General features: G+C 72.9%; 17 protein-coding genes. 10 read left to right on the top strand and 7 right to left on the bottom strand.

Annotated elements, in window-relative coordinates; translation table 11 throughout:
• The first annotated feature begins 153 nt into the window (after window positions 1-153).
• Window positions 154-1,782 (top strand): chaperonin GroEL, encoded by a 1,629-nt coding sequence (gene groL / locus ACZLKG_RS13860; RefSeq protein WP_425708088.1) that lies wholly within the window; start codon window positions 154-156, stop codon window positions 1,780-1,782.
• 138 nt (window positions 1,783-1,920) lie between these two features.
• Here groL and ACZLKG_RS13855 read toward each other — a convergent pair whose 3' ends face one another.
• Both ACZLKG_RS13855 and ACZLKG_RS13850 read right to left on the bottom strand, forming a co-directional pair.
• Entirely contained in the window at window positions 1,921-2,682 is a 762-nt protein-coding gene (locus tag ACZLKG_RS13855; RefSeq protein WP_463649079.1) for a hypothetical protein, read from the bottom strand.
• A gap of 107 nt (window positions 2,683-2,789) precedes the next feature.
• Entirely contained in the window at window positions 2,790-3,563 is a 774-nt protein-coding gene (locus ACZLKG_RS13850) for an IclR family transcriptional regulator (protein ID WP_463649078.1), read from the bottom strand.
• 127 nt (window positions 3,564-3,690) lie between these two features.
• On the opposite strand from ACZLKG_RS13850, the gene ACZLKG_RS13845 reads away from it, so the two are divergent.
• From ACZLKG_RS13845 to ACZLKG_RS13805, 9 genes are all read left to right on the top strand, one after another.
• Window positions 3,691-4,971: an FAD-dependent monooxygenase gene (locus ACZLKG_RS13845; protein WP_425708091.1), complete on the top strand. Its 1,281-nt coding sequence runs from the start codon at window positions 3,691-3,693 to the stop codon at window positions 4,969-4,971.
• Window positions 4,972-4,998: 27 nt separating this feature from the next.
• Window positions 4,999-6,108, top strand: coding sequence for a cupin domain-containing protein (locus ACZLKG_RS13840; protein ID WP_463649077.1), 1,110 nt, complete (start codon window positions 4,999-5,001; stop codon window positions 6,106-6,108).
• On the top strand, window positions 6,105-6,923 hold the full coding sequence (locus ACZLKG_RS13835; RefSeq protein WP_463649076.1) for a fumarylacetoacetate hydrolase family protein: 819 nt from the start codon (window positions 6,105-6,107) through the stop codon (window positions 6,921-6,923). The genes ACZLKG_RS13840 and ACZLKG_RS13835 overlap by 4 nt, the downstream gene beginning before the upstream one ends.
• Complete coding sequence (locus tag ACZLKG_RS13830) at window positions 6,920-7,693, top strand: maleylpyruvate isomerase family mycothiol-dependent enzyme (RefSeq protein WP_463649075.1); 774 nt, start codon at window positions 6,920-6,922, stop codon at window positions 7,691-7,693. The genes ACZLKG_RS13835 and ACZLKG_RS13830 overlap by 4 nt, the downstream gene beginning before the upstream one ends.
• A gap of 78 nt (window positions 7,694-7,771) precedes the next feature.
• Window positions 7,772-8,179 carry a universal stress protein gene (locus tag ACZLKG_RS13825; RefSeq protein ID WP_425708095.1) on the top strand — a complete coding sequence of 136 codons (408 nt, stop codon included), beginning with the start codon at window positions 7,772-7,774 and terminating at the stop codon, window positions 8,177-8,179.
• Between the two features lie 214 nt (window positions 8,180-8,393).
• On the top strand, window positions 8,394-9,224 hold the full coding sequence (locus ACZLKG_RS13820; protein WP_463649074.1) for an ABC transporter permease: 831 nt from the start codon (window positions 8,394-8,396) through the stop codon (window positions 9,222-9,224).
• Window positions 9,224-10,102 (top strand): ABC transporter permease, encoded by an 879-nt coding sequence (locus tag ACZLKG_RS13815; RefSeq protein WP_463649073.1) that lies wholly within the window; start codon window positions 9,224-9,226, stop codon window positions 10,100-10,102. The genes ACZLKG_RS13820 and ACZLKG_RS13815 overlap by 1 nt, the downstream gene beginning before the upstream one ends.
• Window positions 10,102-11,058: an ABC transporter ATP-binding protein gene (locus ACZLKG_RS13810; RefSeq protein WP_425708098.1), complete on the top strand. Its 957-nt coding sequence runs from the start codon at window positions 10,102-10,104 to the stop codon at window positions 11,056-11,058. Before ACZLKG_RS13815 ends, ACZLKG_RS13810 begins: the two co-directional genes overlap by 1 nt.
• Window positions 11,059-11,091: 33 nt before the next feature.
• Window positions 11,092-12,375, top strand: coding sequence for an MFS transporter (locus tag ACZLKG_RS13805; RefSeq protein ID WP_463649072.1), 1,284 nt, complete (start codon window positions 11,092-11,094; stop codon window positions 12,373-12,375).
• Between the two features lie 10 nt (window positions 12,376-12,385).
• Here the strand turns inward: ACZLKG_RS13805 and ACZLKG_RS13800 are convergent, their stop codons facing one another.
• From ACZLKG_RS13800 to ACZLKG_RS13780, 5 genes are all read right to left on the bottom strand, one after another.
• Window positions 12,386-13,381, bottom strand: coding sequence for a DUF4031 domain-containing protein (locus ACZLKG_RS13800; protein ID WP_463649071.1), 996 nt, complete (start codon window positions 13,379-13,381; stop codon window positions 12,386-12,388).
• A gap of 122 nt (window positions 13,382-13,503) precedes the next feature.
• The gene (locus ACZLKG_RS13795) at window positions 13,504-13,794 is read right to left on the bottom strand and encodes a WXG100 family type VII secretion target (RefSeq protein WP_425708101.1); all 291 of its coding nucleotides are present in this window, start codon (window positions 13,792-13,794) and stop codon (window positions 13,504-13,506) included.
• A 135-nt stretch (window positions 13,795-13,929) separates the two neighbouring features.
• Window positions 13,930-15,057, bottom strand: a complete 1,128-nt coding sequence (locus ACZLKG_RS13790) for an HD domain-containing protein (protein WP_463649070.1) — start codon at window positions 15,055-15,057, stop codon at window positions 13,930-13,932.
• Between the two features lie 89 nt (window positions 15,058-15,146).
• Window positions 15,147-15,710: a hypothetical protein gene (locus ACZLKG_RS13785; RefSeq protein WP_463649069.1), complete on the bottom strand. Its 564-nt coding sequence runs from the start codon at window positions 15,708-15,710 to the stop codon at window positions 15,147-15,149.
• Window positions 15,711-15,823: 113 nt separating this feature from the next.
• The gene (locus ACZLKG_RS13780) at window positions 15,824-16,369 is read right to left on the bottom strand and encodes a TetR/AcrR family transcriptional regulator (protein ID WP_463649068.1); all 546 of its coding nucleotides are present in this window, start codon (window positions 16,367-16,369) and stop codon (window positions 15,824-15,826) included.
• Between the last annotated feature and the right edge of the window lie 226 nt (window positions 16,370-16,595).

Genomic DNA, 16,595 nt, shown 5'->3' with positions numbered 1-16,595 from the left:
CAGACTCGGGTTAGCACTCTCGACCCGAGAGTGACAATCCACCGGCCTCGGTGAGGCCGCCCGCCGACGCGGGACATGAACGCGTCGTGCGGCGGTCGTCCGTCGCGGGCACCTCGGCCGGAACGCCACCACACCGTGGAGGAACACACCAGCATGGCCAAGAGCATCGCTTTCGACGAGGAGGCCCGGCGCGGCATGGAGCGTGGGCTCAACGTCCTCGCCGACACCGTCAAGGTCACCCTCGGCCCCAAGGGCCGCAACGTCGTCCTCGAGAAGAAGTGGGGCGCCCCCACGATCACGAACGACGGCGTCTCGATCGCCAAGGAGATCGAGCTCGAGGAGCCGTACGAGAAGATCGGCGCCGAGCTCGTCAAGGAGGTCGCCAAGAAGACCGACGACGTCGCGGGTGACGGCACCACCACCGCCACCGTCCTGGCCCAGGCGCTCGTGCGCGAGGGCCTGCGCAACGTCGCCGCCGGCGCCAACCCGATCGCGCTGCGCCGCGGCATCGAGCAGGCCGTCGAGGTCGTCGTCGAGCGCCTGTTCGCCGACGCGAAGGAGATCGAGACCAAGGAGCAGATCGCCGCGACCGCCGCGATCTCGGCCGGCGACCCGGCCATCGGCGAGCTCATCGCCGAGGCCCTGGACAAGGTCGGCAAGGAGGGTGTCGTCACGGTCGAGGAGTCGAACACCTTCGGCCTCGAGCTCGAGCTCACCGAGGGCATGCGCTTCGACAAGGGCTTCCTCTCGCCGTACTTCGTCACCGACGCGGACCGCCAGGAGGTCGTCCTGGAGGACGCCTACGTGCTCCTCGTCGAGTCGAAGGTCTCCAACGTCAAGGACCTGCTCCCGCTGCTGGAGAAGGTCATCCAGTCGGGCAAGCCGCTGGCGATCATCGCAGAGGACGTCGAGGGCGAGGCGCTCACCACGCTCGTGCTCAACAAGATCCGCGGCACCTTCAAGTCCGCCGCCGTCAAGGCCCCGGGCTTCGGCGACCGCCGCAAGGCGATGCTGCAGGACATGGCCATCCTCACGGGCGGCCAGGTCATCTCCGAGACCGTCGGCCTCACGCTGGAGAACGCGGACCTCGACGTCCTCGGCCGCGCCCGCAAGGTCGTCATGACCAAGGACGAGACCACGATCGTCGAGGGCGCCGGCGAGGCGGACCTCATCGAGGGGCGCGTCCAGCAGATCCGTGGCGAGATCGACAACTCGGACTCGGACTACGACCGCGAGAAGCTCCAGGAGCGCCTCGCCAAGCTCGCCGGCGGCGTGGCCGTCATCAAGGCGGGCGCGGCCACCGAGGTCGAGCTCAAGGAGCGCAAGCACCGCATCGAGGACGCCGTCCGCAACGCGAAGGCCGCCGTCGAGGAGGGCATCGTCGCCGGTGGTGGCGTCGCGCTCATCCAGGCCGCCGTGGCGGCGTTCGAGAACCTCTCGCTCGAGGGCGACGAGGCGACTGGTGCGGCGATCGTCCGCACCGCGGTCGACGCCCCGCTCAAGCAGATCGCCATCAACGCCGGCCTCGAGGGCGGCGTCGTGGCGGAGAAGGTCCGCTCGCTGCCCGCCGGCCACGGCCTCAACGCCGCGACCGGTGCGTACGAGGACCTCCTCGCCGCGGGCGTCAACGACCCGGTGAAGGTCACGCGCTCGGCGCTGCAGAACGCCGCGTCGATCGCCGGTCTGTTCCTCACCACCGAGGCGATCGTCGCCGACAAGCCGGAGAAGGTGGCCCCGGCCGCCGGCGGCGGCGACGACATGGGCGGCATGGGCGGCTTCTGATCCGCTGACGTCCGCTCCCGGACCACGACGGCGGGCCGTCTCCCACGCGGGAGGCGGCCCGCCGTCGTATCTCCGTGCCTGCTGCCTGCTGCCGGTGGTCCGGTGGTCCGGCGACCTGGCGCCCCGGCGGCACAGGGGTCAGGTGGCTCCCGGGAGCGCCTGCGTGGGCAGGACCTGCGCCGTGCTCGAGCAGAGCACCGTGATCGGCTCGGGCCGGTCCGTGATGGAGCCCAGCGTCTCGACGTCGAGCAGGACGAGCGGGAAGGAGCCCGAGCCGTCGTGGCTCGGCGCCGTGCCCAGGTCCCGGCCGCGTCCCGACGTCGTCGCTCCGCCGTGAGCCGCCGTGCCGTGCTCGATGCACACGCCCCACGACGACGGCGTGCGCGCGCCGTCGGCGAGCTCGAGGGGGAGCGGGGCGAACGCCCGGCCGACGTAGGTCTCGCCCGGCGCGAGCACGATGCCGCGCGCGTTGAGGGGGATGACGGTCGCCGGCGCGGACCGGCTCGTCAGCCACGCCACGCCGCCGTCGACCTCGACGGCCGAGGGGATCGAGGCCGGGTCGGCGGCCAGCTCCTCCGCGCCGGGGGCGGTGGCCCCGATGCCCCGCACGAGCAGCCGGTCCGTGTCGCCGGTATTCGTCACCTCGTAGATCGCCTCGAGGGTGGTCTGCGCCGGGTCGGCGGCCGCACCCGTCGTGTCGAGCCGCACCGTCATGCTCAGGCCCTCCGCGGAGGTCGCGCGGGCGACCGCGTCGCCGTCGTCGGAGTCCGGGCGCTCCACGGGCACCTCGTCGCCCGGCGCGCCCGTCGGGCCGGCCGGCGCGTCGTCGGCGCAGGCCCCGAGCAGGAGCGCGAGCAGGCCCGCGGTGATGGCGGCGACGGGGCGGGGACTCGGATGCATGGCGCAAGGATGCCAACGATCCGTGGCCGGCGGTCCGGTTCCGGGAGTCCCTACGAGCGCGGGCCCGCGCCGGAATGCGCGCACCTGCTCGGACGTCCCTGCCGGCCTCAGCCCGCGGCGTCGCCCGCGAGTGCCGTCCGGGCGCGATCGGCCACGGCGACGACGGCCGTGGCGAGTCGCGCGGTGAGCTCGGGCGTGGCGCGCACGCTCGGCATCGACATGGTGAGGGCGACGTGCTGACCGGCGATCCGGCCGATCGAGGCGCCGATCGCCGTCACGCCGAACTCGGACTCGTTCTCGTTGAGGCCGTAGCGCCGGCGGCGGATCCGGGCGACCTCCTGCTCGAGGTCCGCCACCCGTACCCGCGACCGCGGTCCGGCCCCGCCGTCGGGCCCGAGGAGTGCGCGGACGTCCTCGATGTCCAGCTCGGCGAGCATCGCCTTGCCGCCCGACGTGGTCCAGGCCGGCATCGTCATCCCGGTGCGGGAGGTGACGCGCAGCCCCTGCGCGGACTCGACGCCGTCGACGAACGTCACCTCCGCGCCGCTGCGCACCAGCACGTGGCAGGTCTCCCCGCACGCCTCGAGCAGCTGGTCGAGGAACGGCCGCACCACCTCGGCCACCGTGCCGCCGCGGCGGCTGATGCCGGGGGCGAGCAGCGCCGGTCCGGCGTCGTAGCGGCGGTCGGCGAGCTGGACGACGTAGTCGCGCGCGGCGAGCGTGGCGAGCAGCCGGTGGGTGGTCGACGGGGCGACCCCGATCCCCCGGGCGAGCTCGACCACGCCGAGCGGACCGTTCGTGCCCAGGGTGCCGAGCAGCCTGAGGGCACGGTCGACCGACTCGACGACGGCCGGCGCGCCCGACGCGTTGTTCCGTTCCATGGAATCACCGTAGACGGATCTTGCGACTAATGGAATACGCGGTCTATGGTCCCCGTAGGCTGACGTTCGTCGGCGCAGACGTAGCGCGCACCCGTGCGTGCGACACGGCTTCAACGAGGAGGCGCGCATGAGCGACCACCGCAGTTCCGAGAACCCGCCCCGCACGCGGGTCGTCGTCGTCGGGGGCGGGATCGGCGGCATGGCCACGGCACTCATGCTCGGCCGCGCCGGGGTGAGCGTGACGGTGCTCGAGCAGGCCCCGGAGTTCGGGGAGGTCGGCGCCGGGATCCAGCTCGCCCCCAACATCACGCGCATGCTCGACGAGGTCGGCGTGCTCGAGCACATCCTGCCCCTCGCCGTCGTGCCGAACCGGCTCGTCTTCCGCAACGCGGTCTCCGGCGCCGAGCTCACGCACCTCGACCTCGCCGACGCCCGCGCCCGGTACGGCGGGCCCTACATCGTCCTGCACCGCAGCGACCTGCACTTCGCGCTGGTGGACGCGGCACGTGCGCTCGACACCGTCGCCCTGCACACGAGCGCCGCGGTCGACCACGTCGAGCACGACGAGCACGGTGCGACGGCGGTGACGACCGACGGGCGCCGGTTCACCGGCGACGTGCTCGTGGGCGCCGACGGCGTGCGCTCGGTGGTGCGCGGTCTGCTCAGCGACGACGAGCCCGTCCCGTCGGGCTACGTCGCCTACCGCGGCGCCGTGCCCCTCGACGACGCCCCCGCGCACCTCGCGCTCGACGACGTCAACGTCTGGCTGGGCCCGGGGTGCCACCTCGTGCAGTACCCCGTGCGTGCCGGCGAGCTCTACAACCAGGTCGCGGTCTTCCGCAGCCAGGAGTACCTCGACGGCAAGGAGGACTGGGGGACGCCCGAGGAGCTCGACGCGACCTATGCCGACCTCGCGGAGCCCGTGAGCGGCGCGATCCCCTCGCTCGGCCGGGTCAACCGGTGGCCGATGTCGGACCGCGAGCCGTTGCGACGGTGGACGACCGGACGCGTGACCCTCCTGGGCGACGCCGCCCACGCGATGCTGCAGTACCTCGCGCAGGGAGCCGGCCAGTCGCTTCTCGACGGCGCCTCGCTCACGCGTCACCTCGCCGCGATCGAGGGGGAGTGGACGGGCGACGCCGTGGCCGCCGCGCTCGCCGCCTACGAGTCCGACCGGGTCGCCGCTGCGGGGGCGACCCAGACGGTCGGTCGCGTGTGGGGCGACATCTGGCACGTCGAGGACCCGGTCGCCGTGCTGCTGCGCGACCACGCCTTCAGCAACCGCGAGATCACCGACTACTCGCTCGTCGACTGGCTGTACGGCCCCGTCGTCGGCGAGGACGACGTGCCGCCGCCGCCCCTGCCCGCCGCCTACCCGGACAGCGACACCGCGCCGACGGGCGCCTGAGAGACCGACCAGCGAAGGAGACCTGTCATGACCATCGAGCAGCAGGACCACGCCTCGACCGAGAACGCCATGGCCCCGGAGGACACGCCGGAGCTGCGTCAGCTGTACGCGGACTTCGAGAAGGAGAACCTCATCCCGCTGTGGACGCAGCTGGACGAGCTCATGCCGATGCACCCGGCCCCGAAGGCCGTGCCGCACGTGTGGCGGTGGAGCAACCTGCTCCCGCTCGCGCAGCGCTCGGGCGACCTCGTGCCCGTGGGGCGCGGCGGCGAGCGGCGCGCGATCGCCCTGTCCAACCCCGGCCTGCCGGGCAACGCCTACATCTCGCCGACCCTGTGGGCGGCGATCCAGTACCTCGGCCCCAAGGAGACGGCGCCCGAGCACCGGCACTCCCAGAACGCGTTCCGGTTCGTCGTCGAGGGCGAGGGTGTGTGGACCGTCGTCAACGGTGATCCCGTGCGCATGTCGCGCGGGGACTTCCTGCTCACCCCGGGCTGGAACTTCCACGGGCACCACAACGAGACCGACCAGCCGATGGCCTGGATCGACGGACTGGACATCCCGTTCTCGCACTACACCGACGTCGGCTTCTTCGAGTTCGGCTCCGAGCGGGTCACGGACTACGCGACGCCGAACTTCTCGCGCGGCGAGCGCCTGTGGACCCACCCGGGCCTGCGCCCGCTGTCGGGCCTGCAGGACACCGTGTCCTCCCCGATCGGCGCCTACCGCTGGGAGCACACCGACCGGGCGCTCACCGAGCAGCTCCTGCTGGAGTCCGAGGGGCAGCCGGCCACGGTCGAGCAGGGCCACGCGGCGATCCGCTACGTCAACCCGACCACCGGCGGCGACGTCATGCCGACCATCCGCGCCGAGTTCCACCGCCTCCGCGCGGGCGCGGTCACCCAGGGCCGCCGAGAGGTCGGCTCGACGGTGTTCCAGGTGTTCGAGGGCACCGGCCAGGTCGTGCTCGACGGCACGGAGCACTCCCTGGCCACGGGGGACATGTTCGTCGTCCCGTCCTGGGTGGAGTGGTCGCTGCAGGCGGAGTCGCAGTTCGACCTCTTCCGGTTCTCGGACGCGCCGATCATGGAGCGCCTGCACTTCGCCCGCACCAAGCTCGAGGGGGGTGCCCGATGAGGCTCGCCACGCTGCGCCGCGGGGGCGGGACGTTCGTCGCCCGGGTCGAGGGCGACGTCGGCATCGAGGTTCCCGGCTACGGGGACGTCGCCCACCTCCTGCGCGGGGGCGGGCTCGCCGAGGCCGCCACCGCCGACGGGGAGCGCCACGACCTCACCGGCGCCGACCTCGCCGCGGTCGTCACCACGCCGGGCAAGGTCGTGTGCGTCGGGCTGAACTACCGCAACCACATCCTCGAGATGGGTCGCGAGCTCCCGGAGTACCCGACCCTGTTCACGAAGTACGCCGACGCGCTCATCGGCCCCTACGACGACGTCGTCCTGCCGCCCGAGTCGCCGGCGGTGGACTGGGAGGGCGAGCTCGCCGTCGTCGTCGGCACGCCCGTGCGGCGGGTCGACGAGGAGGAGGCGGCCGCGGCCATCGCCGGCTACACGGTGGCCAACGACATCACGATGCGCGACTGGCAGTACCGCACCACCCAGTGGTTCCAGGGCAAGGCCTGGGAGGCCTCGACGCCGGTGGGCCCGCACCTCGTCACGCCCGACGAGCTCACCGCGGGAGCCGAGCTGGTCACCCGCCTCGACGGCCGCGAGATGCAGCGCACCCCGGTCGACGACCTCGTGTTCGGCCCCGCCGCGCTGATCTCCTACATCTCGACGATCTTCACGCTGAACCCGGGCGACCTCGTCCTCACCGGCACCCCCGGCGGCGTCGGCCACGCCCGCAAGCCCGGTGTGTACATCGAGGCCGGTCAGCGGGTCACCGTGACGATCGACGGCGTCGGCGAGGTCGCCAACCAGGCGGTGCGTGCATGACCACCCCCTACGACGAGGCCGCCCTCCAGGAGCTCAGGGAGCGCCAGGGCTCCGGCGCCCGCTACGACGCCGAGGAGGCCCCGAAGCAGGAGCTGGGCTGGGCCAGGTCCGGCACCGCGTACTTCCTGCGCAAGCTGCGCGAGCTGACCGACGACGAGCTGGACGGCCCGAGCCTGCTCGACTGGACCCGGCGCGAGCTGATCGCGCACGTGGGCTACAACGCGCGCGCCCTCACCCGGTTGACGGAGTGGGCGCGCACCGGGGTGGAGTCCCCGATGTACGCCCCGGGGCAGCGCAACGCCGAGATCGAGCTCGGCGCCACCCTGCCGCCGGTCGCGCTGCGCCACCTCATCGACCACTCCGCCGTGCACCTGAACGTGGAGTGGCGCGACCTCACGGACGAGCAGTGGGACCACGAGGTCGTCACCGCCCAGGGCCGGACGGTCCCGGTGCGGGAGACCGCCTGGATGCGTACCCGCGAGGTCTGGATCCACGCCGTCGACCTCGACAACCACGGGTCCTACCGCGACTTCCCGCCGGAGCTGCTCGACCGCCTCGCCGGGGACGTCCTCGCGGTGTGGGAGCGCAAGGGGACCACCCCCGACGTCGTGCTGGACCCGACCGACCGGCCCGGGCAGACCGTGGTCGGCGCGGGCGGACGCCGGGTCGCCGGCGCCCAGGCCGACCTCGTGCGGTGGGTGACCGGACGCGGCGCGCTGCGCCTGGACGCCGAGGGCGACCAGGTCCCGGAGCTGCCGCCGTGGCTGTAGGGCACACGGCGCGTTCGTATGATGTGACGAGCCTCGGCGAAGTCGCCGGGCACAGGCCCCAGCGAGAGGAGTGAGCCCATGTCGATCGTCGTGGGATACGTACCGACCCCGGAGGGGCGCTCCGCCCTGCGACGTGCGGCTGCCGAGGCGAAGCTGCGTCAGTCCAAGCTCATCGTCGTCAACTCCCAGCACGGCGGACGCACGTGGGACCCGGAGGAGTCCGTCCGGTTCGAGGACGACCTCGCCCGGGTGCGCACGGAGCTCGAGGCGGAGGGTGTGGACCACGAGCTGCGCACGCTCATCAGGGGGCAGGACCCGGCCGACGACCTCGTCGAGGTCGCGAGCCAGGAGAACGCCGACTTCATCGTCATCGGCCTGCGCCGACGTTCGCAGGTGGGCAAGCTCCTGCTCGGGTCCAACGCCCAGCAGATCCTCATGAAGGCCGACGTCCCCGTGCTCGCGGTCAAGGGCGCGCCCACGGACTGACGCCCCCGGGCGGCCGGCGCGAGGGGGCGTACGACGGCATCCGGTCGGCGGGCGGGTGGGTGTGCCCGATCCGCTACAGTCGGCCGGGCCGATCACGCTCGGCAGTTCCACGAACGAAGGAGTTCATTCGCATGCGTGCCATCCCGTCGCGGAACGCCGGGGCCCTGACCGGCCCCGTGCGGCCCGTACGTCCCCCCGGTGGAAGGGGTGATCGATGATGACGGTCGTCGTCCCCGCCTCCGTGAAGCCGGCCCGACGCCGCAAGGCGCGCGCGGCGCGCGAGAAGCGGATGCTCGGTGTTGCCGGGATCCTGCTGGTCATCGCCCTGGCCGAGCTCCTCCCGCGCACCGGGGTGGTCAACCCCCGGTTCCTGCCGCCGTTCTCGGAGTGGATCTCCTCGTTGGCCGAGCGCGTCCAGGGCGGCGAGTTCTGGTTCGCGCTGGGCGACACCCTGGTGACCTGGTTCCTCGGGCTGGCGATCGCGATGGTCGCGGGCACGGTGCTGGGGATGGTCATCGGATCGATGCAGATCGTCAAGGACCTCACGCAGTCCACGATCGAGTTCCTCCGGCCGATCCCGTCCGTGGCGCTGATCCCGCTGGTCGTGCTCACGCTCGGCACGGACCGGCCCTCGACGCTGCTCCTGGTGGTCTACGCGTCGTTCTGGCAGGTGCTCCTGCAGGTGATGTACGGGGCCCAGGACGTCGACCCGGTCGCCCGTGACACGGCGCGGTCGTACAGGTTCCGGTGGTGGGTCCAGGCCTACCAGGTCGTGTGGCCCACCGCGCTGCCCTACGTCGTCACCGGATTCCGGCTGGCCGCGTCCGTGGCGCTGATCCTCACGATCACCGGTGAGCTGATCATCGGCACGCCGGGCCTGGGCAAGCTCATCTCGGTCGCGCAGCAGTCCGGGGCGGTGGCGTCGATGTACGGGCTGATCCTGGTCACCGGGCTCCTCGGGGTCTGCGTCAACCTGCTGGCCCGGGCGGTCGAGAAGCGGCTGCTCTTCTGGCACACCTCGGTCCGACGGGAGGCGAACGGCTGATGACCACGACACCTGACGTGAGCACCGGCGCCCCGATGGGGGCCTCGGCACCGACCCCGCCGGCCAAGCGGCGGAAGAAGAAGGGTCGGCCGCTGTGGCTGAAGATCGTCATCGCGCTCGCGCTGCCGATCGCTCTCATCGCCGCCTGGTGGTTCCTCTCCGCGGGCTCCACGAACCCGTTCTTCCCGTCCCTGGAACGCATCATCAGCGAGTTCCGGCCGACGTGGCTCGACGAGCGCGGCACCGGTCGGCGCATCTTCACCGACGTGATCCCCTCGGTCGAGCGACTGCTCATCGGCTACGGGTTCGCCGTCGTCGTGGGCATCCTGCTGGGCATGATGATCGGGTCCTCGCCGAGGCTGCGGGCGTTCCTCGAGCCCACGCTGGAGTTCTTCCGGGCTATCCCGCCGCCGGTGCTGGTCCCGGTCCTCATGCTGTTCCTGGGCATCCGGGACCCGATGAAGATCTTCGTCATCGCGATGGGCTGCATGTGGCCGATCCTGCTCAACACCATCGAGGGCGTGCGCGGCGTGGACGAGCTGCTGCGTGACACCTCCCGCGTCTACCGGCTGCGGCCGCAGACGCGGATCGCCACGCTGCTCCTGCGCGGTGCGAGCCCGCAGATCATGGCCGGGGCACGGCAGGCGCTGTCGATCGGGATCATCCTCATGGTGATCTCGGAGATGTTCGCCGCGAACAACGGCCTCGGCTTCACCATCGTGCAGTTCCAGCGGAGCTTCGCGATCCCCCAGATGTGGACCGGCATCATCCTGCTCGGAGTCGTCGGCGTCATCCTGTCCCTGATCTTCCGTGTCGTCGAGCACTTCGTGCTGTCCTGGTACACCGGCCTGCGCCGGGCCCAGCGAGGAGGTAACTGATGTCCACCCACCGCGCCGAACGCGGCACCGAGATCCTCACGGTGACCAACCTCAACAAGGTCTACGGCTCCGGCCCCGACGCCAACGAGGCGATCCGTGACATCTCCTTCTCGCTCAAGGCCGGCGAGATGGTCTGCATCGTCGGCCCGTCGGGCGCCGGCAAGACCACGCTCCTGCGGTCGATCGCAGGACTCCTGCCGCCCACCAGCGGGAACCTGGTCATGGAGGGCGACACGATCAACGCCCCGCCCAAGGGCATGGCGGTCGTCTTCCAGGAGTACGCGCGCTCGCTGTTCCCGTGGCTGACGGTCTACAAGAACGTCGAGCTGCCGCTCAAGGAGCGGGGGATGCCCAAGGCGGAGCGCAAGGAGAAGGTCACCGCGGCCCTGGAGGCGGTCGGCCTGTCCGACGTGCCCCACTCCTACCCGTGGCAGCTCTCCGGCGGCATGCAGCAGCGCGTCGCCATCGCGCGCGCCGTGGCCTACGAGCCGCACGTGCTGCTGATGGACGAGCCGTTCGCGGCCGTGGACGCGCAGACCCGCGCCGACCTGGAGGACCTGGTCCGCGAGCTGTGGAGCAGGCTGGGCATGTCGCTGCTGTTCGTCACGCACGACATCGACGAGTCGATCTACCTCGGCCAGCGTGTCCTGGTGCTCTCCCACCGGCCCACGATCATCCTCGAGGACGTCGTGGTCGACCTGCCCGACGAGCGTTCCCAGCTGGTCACCCGCAACGACCCGCGCTTCGCCGAGCTGCGCACGCACGTGCACACGCTCGTCCAGAAGGCCAAGAACGGCTACCGAGGCGAGGGGCAGGAGTACATCTACGCCGAGGGCCGCACCGCGGACCAGCAGGCCGCTGCCGACGCCGAGGCGCACGGGCACGGCACGACAGGGGGTCGTGGGGGCGCCCCGGCGAGCGTCCTCCCCGACGGCCCGGGCGCCACAGGGTTCTGACGGTATGGAACCCGCCACCGTGAACGTCGCCGGGTGAAGTCCCGGGACCGCTCCAGCCGCAGGCCCGCCCCCTCCGGGGCGGGCCTCGGTCTGTTCGTCGCCGCGGTCCTCGTCATCGGGCTCAACCAGCGCCCGGCGATCACGTCGATCCCGCCGGTCCAGGACCGGGTGGCGGCCGACCTCGGCATGGGACCTGCGCTCACCGGCGCCCTGACGTCCGTCCCGCTGGTGTGCTTCGCTCTTGTCGGGCTCGTCGTCCCGGCCCTCGTCCGCCGGTTCGGCACCGACCGGACGATGCTCGGCGGGCTGGTACTTCTCGCGGTCGCGGCTGCCGTCCGACCGTGGAGCGGCGTCGTGCTGCTGTTCGCCGGCACCGTCGCGGTCGGAGCCGCGATCACCGTGGCCAACGTGCTGCAGCCGGTGGTGGTCCGTCGCGACGCGTCCGCCCGGGTCGGCACGCTCATGCCGCTCTCGACCGCCTCGCTGTCCCTGGGCGCGGCACTCTCCTCGCTCGTGGCCGTCGACGCCGAGCAGCTGCTCGGGTGGCGGACCACGCTGGCCGTGGTGGCGGTGCCGGCGCTGCTGGCCACGGTGCTGTGGCTGCTGCGCATGCGTGCCGCACGGGCGGACCGCAGGGGAGGCGCGGACAGCGCGGGGGCAGCGCTCGACGTGCTGCCGCGTGCGGTGCCGGCGGCCGGCGCCCGGCGGCGAACGCCCTGGGCCGAGGGCTCCGCCTGGTGGCTCGCGGCGTACTTCGGGGCCCAGTCCGCGCTCTTCTACGTGGCGGCCGCGTGGCTGCCCGCGATCCTCGCCGACCGGGCGGGGGCCACCCGGGCCGAGGGCGGGGTCGCGCTCAGCATCTTCTTCCTGGTCGGGATCGTCGGGTCGCTCACCAGCCCGCTGATCGCCCGGGCGCTCGGGACCTACCGGCGGGTCTCGCCCCTCCCGGGGGCGATGTGGATCCTCGCCTCGCTGGGGCTGCTGCTCGCGCCCCAGCTCTGGCCGCTGTGGGTGGTGATCGCCGGAACCGGCCAGGGGGTCGGCATCAGCACCGCGCTCACCCTCGTCGCGGTACGGCCGGTCGACGCCGACCACGGCCGGAGCGTGTCCGCCATGGTCCAGTCCGTCGCCTACGCGCTCGCCGCCCTCGGCCCGATCGCCCTGGGCGCGATCTTCGGACTCTCCGGCGACTGGCTCCCCGGCAGCCTGGTCATCCTCGGGATCGCCGTCGCCCTCGTGGCCATGGGCCTGCCGGCGGCCGCGCCGCACCCGTTGGGTCTGCCCCGCGGGCACCGGACGGACGACTCGGGTACCTAGGAGCGGCTACCTAGGTGCCGGGTCGCCGGCCGAGCCGGTCCAGCTCGGCGGCGACGTTGTTCCTGGCGCGCTCCTCCCACCGCGCACGTCCCTCCGGGGTCGCGAAGATCGTCCCGCGTCCGGTCAGCGCGGTGAGGACCGCCGACCGGCCGGAGGCGAACGCCTCGTCGGGGACGTGCGCGTACTCGGCGCGCACGTCGCGCGCGTACCGCTCGTAGCGCACGGGTGACGACGCGAGGATCGCGAGGTCCGCGTCGCCGAGCAGGGCGGCGTCGCGGTCGGCCCCGTCGTGCTCCGCCGTCGTGAGGACGAGGCGGGCGACCTCGTCGGCGAGGTCGCCCGAGCCGGTCGGGTCGATCGCGGGCGAGGCGAGCGCGGCCCGGGCGAGCTCGGCGGACGCGCGCTCGTCGTCGGGGGTGCGGCCCTCGTGCACGGCGTCGTGGAACCACGCGGCGAGCTCGACGGCCACGGTGATCTCGGCCCCGTCCGCGGCGAGCTCGTCGAGGTCGAGGAGGACGGCCTCCAGGTGCCGGAGGTCGTGATAGCGGCGGTGCGGCTGCTGCCAGCGCTCGAGGAGGTCGCTGCCGAGATCCCGCCACGCCGCGGCGGCGCCGGCGGCCGTCGATGAAGCGTCGGTGGGCGCGGCGTCCTCGTCCTCGGTGGCCGACCGCCGCGCCAGGGCCGAGCCGAGCCGACCCCACCGCGTGGCGAGGTCCTCGGCGCGCCGGGCGTGCCGCTCGTCCTCCCGGCGCACCCGGCGGACACGCAGTCCGGACCGAGCGAGCCTCGTGACCAGTGTGCGACGGTCGACGTGCTCCGCCCCGGCGGCCACGAGCCGATCCATCGCGCTCGCCGGCACGTCGTAGTGGTCGAGGTCGAAGGAGCGCGGCGGAAGGCCCTCGTTGCGTGCGAACTCGTGCAGCTCCTCGAGCGAGGTGTCCGAGACGAGGTGCGCCCAGGTCGTGCCATGGGCGGGCCACAACGGGTCGTCCACGAGCAGCGCCATGGCCCGATGCTAGGTGCCCACGCCCGTCGGGCGGACAGGTGGGCGCGGCCGCCGGCCGGGCCCTGGCGCTGCGGCCGTGCTCTGCCGCGTCGGTCAGGGCGCGCGGGCCCTGACGCGCCGCGTCACACGGCGAACATGCCGTGAGCCGCCGACTCCGCCTCGTCGTATCCCCGGGCCGCCGAGTCGAGCGCGAGCGAGATCTGGTCGAGATTGGCCTCGACCTGCGACTGCACGGTGCGCCACTGGTCGGCGCACGTGCCGAACGCGACGGACGCCCCGCCGGTCCACGTGCTCTGCAGCGCCACCAGGTGCGCCATCATCGCCGCGACCTCTCCGCGCACCGAGCTCGCCGTCGTCCGTACCTGCGCGGCCGCCGTGGCGACCTCGCCGCTGTCGACCTGGAACCGTGCCATGACTACCCCCGTCCCGGCCCCGCCCGCTGCGGGACCACGCGGGCGACGCTACGAGCGCCGCGCGACGGCCGTGCCGGTCGGGCCGCGACCTGTGGGCAACGAGGGGCCGGACAGGCCTGTGGGGACGGCGCCGGGTCAGCGCCTGCGACGACCGGGGACGTCGTCCGGGCCGCGTTCCATCCCCGAGCGCGCGGCGAGGTCGTCCTCGTCCTCGTCCTCGTGCACACGGCGCGGGCCGGTCCCCGGCCCGGGACCGCCGCGGGTCCGGGGCCGGGCGAGGATCTCGTCCGGCCCCATCTCGAGGGTCGACGTCGGCGTCGGTCCGGTCGCATGCACCGGACCGGGCGGGGGCGTCGGTCCGGTCGCGTGCGCCGGGTCGGGTCCGGGCGCCGGCCCTGGCGTGGGCACCAGCTCGGGCCCGGACGCGGGCCCGGCAGCGACCACGGGCGCAGAGCCCGGCGGGGGGACCGGAGCGTGATGGAACGTGCCCGGACGGTGCCGGACCGGGGCCACCGGCCCGGGGCCGCCTGCGGCGGCCTCCGCCGTGGACAGGTCACCCTCGGGGCCCGAGCCGCCGAGTCCGTCGAGCTCGGCGCGCAGGATCGCGCGCTCGGAGGAGAGGTTCTCCCGCGCCGCGTCCTCCCAGTCGGCCGCCATCGGGCTGCCGAAGATGCGGCGCCGGTCGAGCAGGGTCTCGACGATCGCCAGGCGTGCCTGGAGGTAGTGCCGGGCGGGGATGTGCGCGTACTCGGCCCGCACCGTCTGCCGGTAGGCCTTGTACTCCTGCGGCCTTTTCGCCAGCACCGCCAGGTGGGCGTCGGCCAGGGCGAGCCGGTCGATGTCCCGCCGGTCGACCTCGTGCCCGCGCAGGTGAGCCACGAGCTCGGCGACCCGGTCCGCCAGGTCGCGCGGCACGCCGAGGCGCACCAGCTCGGTCCGGGCCACCTCGGCGGACGCGACCTCGTCCTCGCCGGCCGCCCGTCGGTACGCGTGCTCCTCCGCGACCGAGAACACCACCCCGTGGTACCAGGCGGCGAGCCGCACGACGTCGGGGTGGTGCGTCTCCTCGGCGAGCTCGTCGACCATCTTGAGCACGAACGTGAGGTGGCGCAGGCCGTGGTGGTGTCGTCCGGGGGCCGCCCACCGCTGAAGCAGGTCCCGGGCGTGGGCCTCGAGCTCGGCGGGACCGGCGGTCGCTCCCACGGCCGCAGCGCTGCGCACGAACGCGGCCGGGAGCCACTGGGGAGCGTCGGTGACGCCCATGGGTGCAGCCTTCTCTCCGGTCGGGTACCTCGTGCACGGACGGTGCGGTCCGCGCGGACGATGCTAGGGCCTGTCCACACAGCGGTGGCTCAGACGGGCCAGAACGCTCCGCCGGTCAGGTAGGTGGCCGCGTTCAGGATCAGGAACGCTGCGGCGGCTGCGAGCAGGAAGGTCAGTATCGCGGCCGTGGGCGCTGCCAGACGCTGGGCCAGGGCGAGCGTGCGTCGCACCGGGGCGGAGTCACGTCCGGTGGCCAAGGCGACTGCCAGAGCGCACAGTGGTGCCTGGCTGACAATGAACCATCCGGTGAAGATCGCGACGGAGACCAGCATGTTGCCGGTGCGGGAGTCGATCGCGGCCAGTGCCAGGAAGCTGGGGTCGGTCACCGCCGAGACGCCCCAGAACGCCCCAGCCAGGCTCATCGCCACCGGTCCGGCCAACATCGGCCTGCCCTTCTCCTGCTCGGGGTCGGTGCGGTGGATCCAACGGTGGACGGCCCACCACCCCAGGCCGGCAGCGGCGACAAGCTGAGCGGCCAGACGCACCGGGGCGGGCACGGTCAGGTTCTCGAGCCAGGTTGCAAGGTGCTGGACGGACTCGCCCAGGACCAGTCCGGTGGCGATCGTGAAGAACCCGGCGGCGAGGAAGAGCATGACCACTCGTCGGCGAACCCCGGCGACCACTGCGGGCACGACCATGAGTGCGCCGACCGGGTCCAGGCCCGCAATCCCGAGACCGACCACACTGCCGGTGAGTGCCCACGCACTCACGGCTGCTCCCGGGTGACGAGGAGTGGTGCGAACAGGCTCGTCAGCTGAGCGATGGCGTCCTGAGAGGTGACGCGGCCCGCCTGCACGGCGACAACAAGGTAGTCCGCAGCGCCCAGGAACATCGCCACCGCCGAGGTCTCCTGCCCGGCAGGCAGACCGAACAGATCGCGCGCGAGGGCGAGGTAGGAATCGGGCAGGGTGAGGAGCGGCTCCTCGGCCGCTGCCGTGGCGGCCAGGGCCGCGGAGACCGTGTCGTACACCGCCCCGTCGGCCAGGTTGTGCTCGACGTAGGCGCGGGCGAGCACCTCCAGCAGCTCCGCCTGGGACGCGCCCGCAGCCCTGGCCCGGCTCAGTGCCTGCGCGACGACCGCCTCGTACCCGGCCACGACCTGCTGCTGCATCCGCGCGAGCAGATCGGGCAGGTCGGCGAAGAGCCGGTAGGCGATCGGCTTGGTCACCCCGCACGCCTCGGCCACCCGCGCCAAGGTGACCGATCGCCCGCCCTCGGCCCGGGCGATCTCGATCCCGGCGTCGACCAGCATCGCCCTCCGTTCAGCCGCAGGAATCCGCTTGTGGTCCGTCAAGATCGCTCCCTCAACCGCATGTTGTTACTGCTCGTAACGTTACTGTTGGTAACATGAGATGGCAAGCGCGCAGGTGCCGACCGTGACGCGTGATGACAGTGACGCGTGATGATCTGGCCGACCAGCAGGGGACCCGCTGGCCGGCGTGCTGCCGGTCGTTCGCACGGGCAGGTCTGCCCGGCAA

Source organism: Georgenia sp. Z2081 (assembly GCF_055326445.1).
This window is presented reverse-complemented; position numbering and strand designations above follow the sequence as displayed.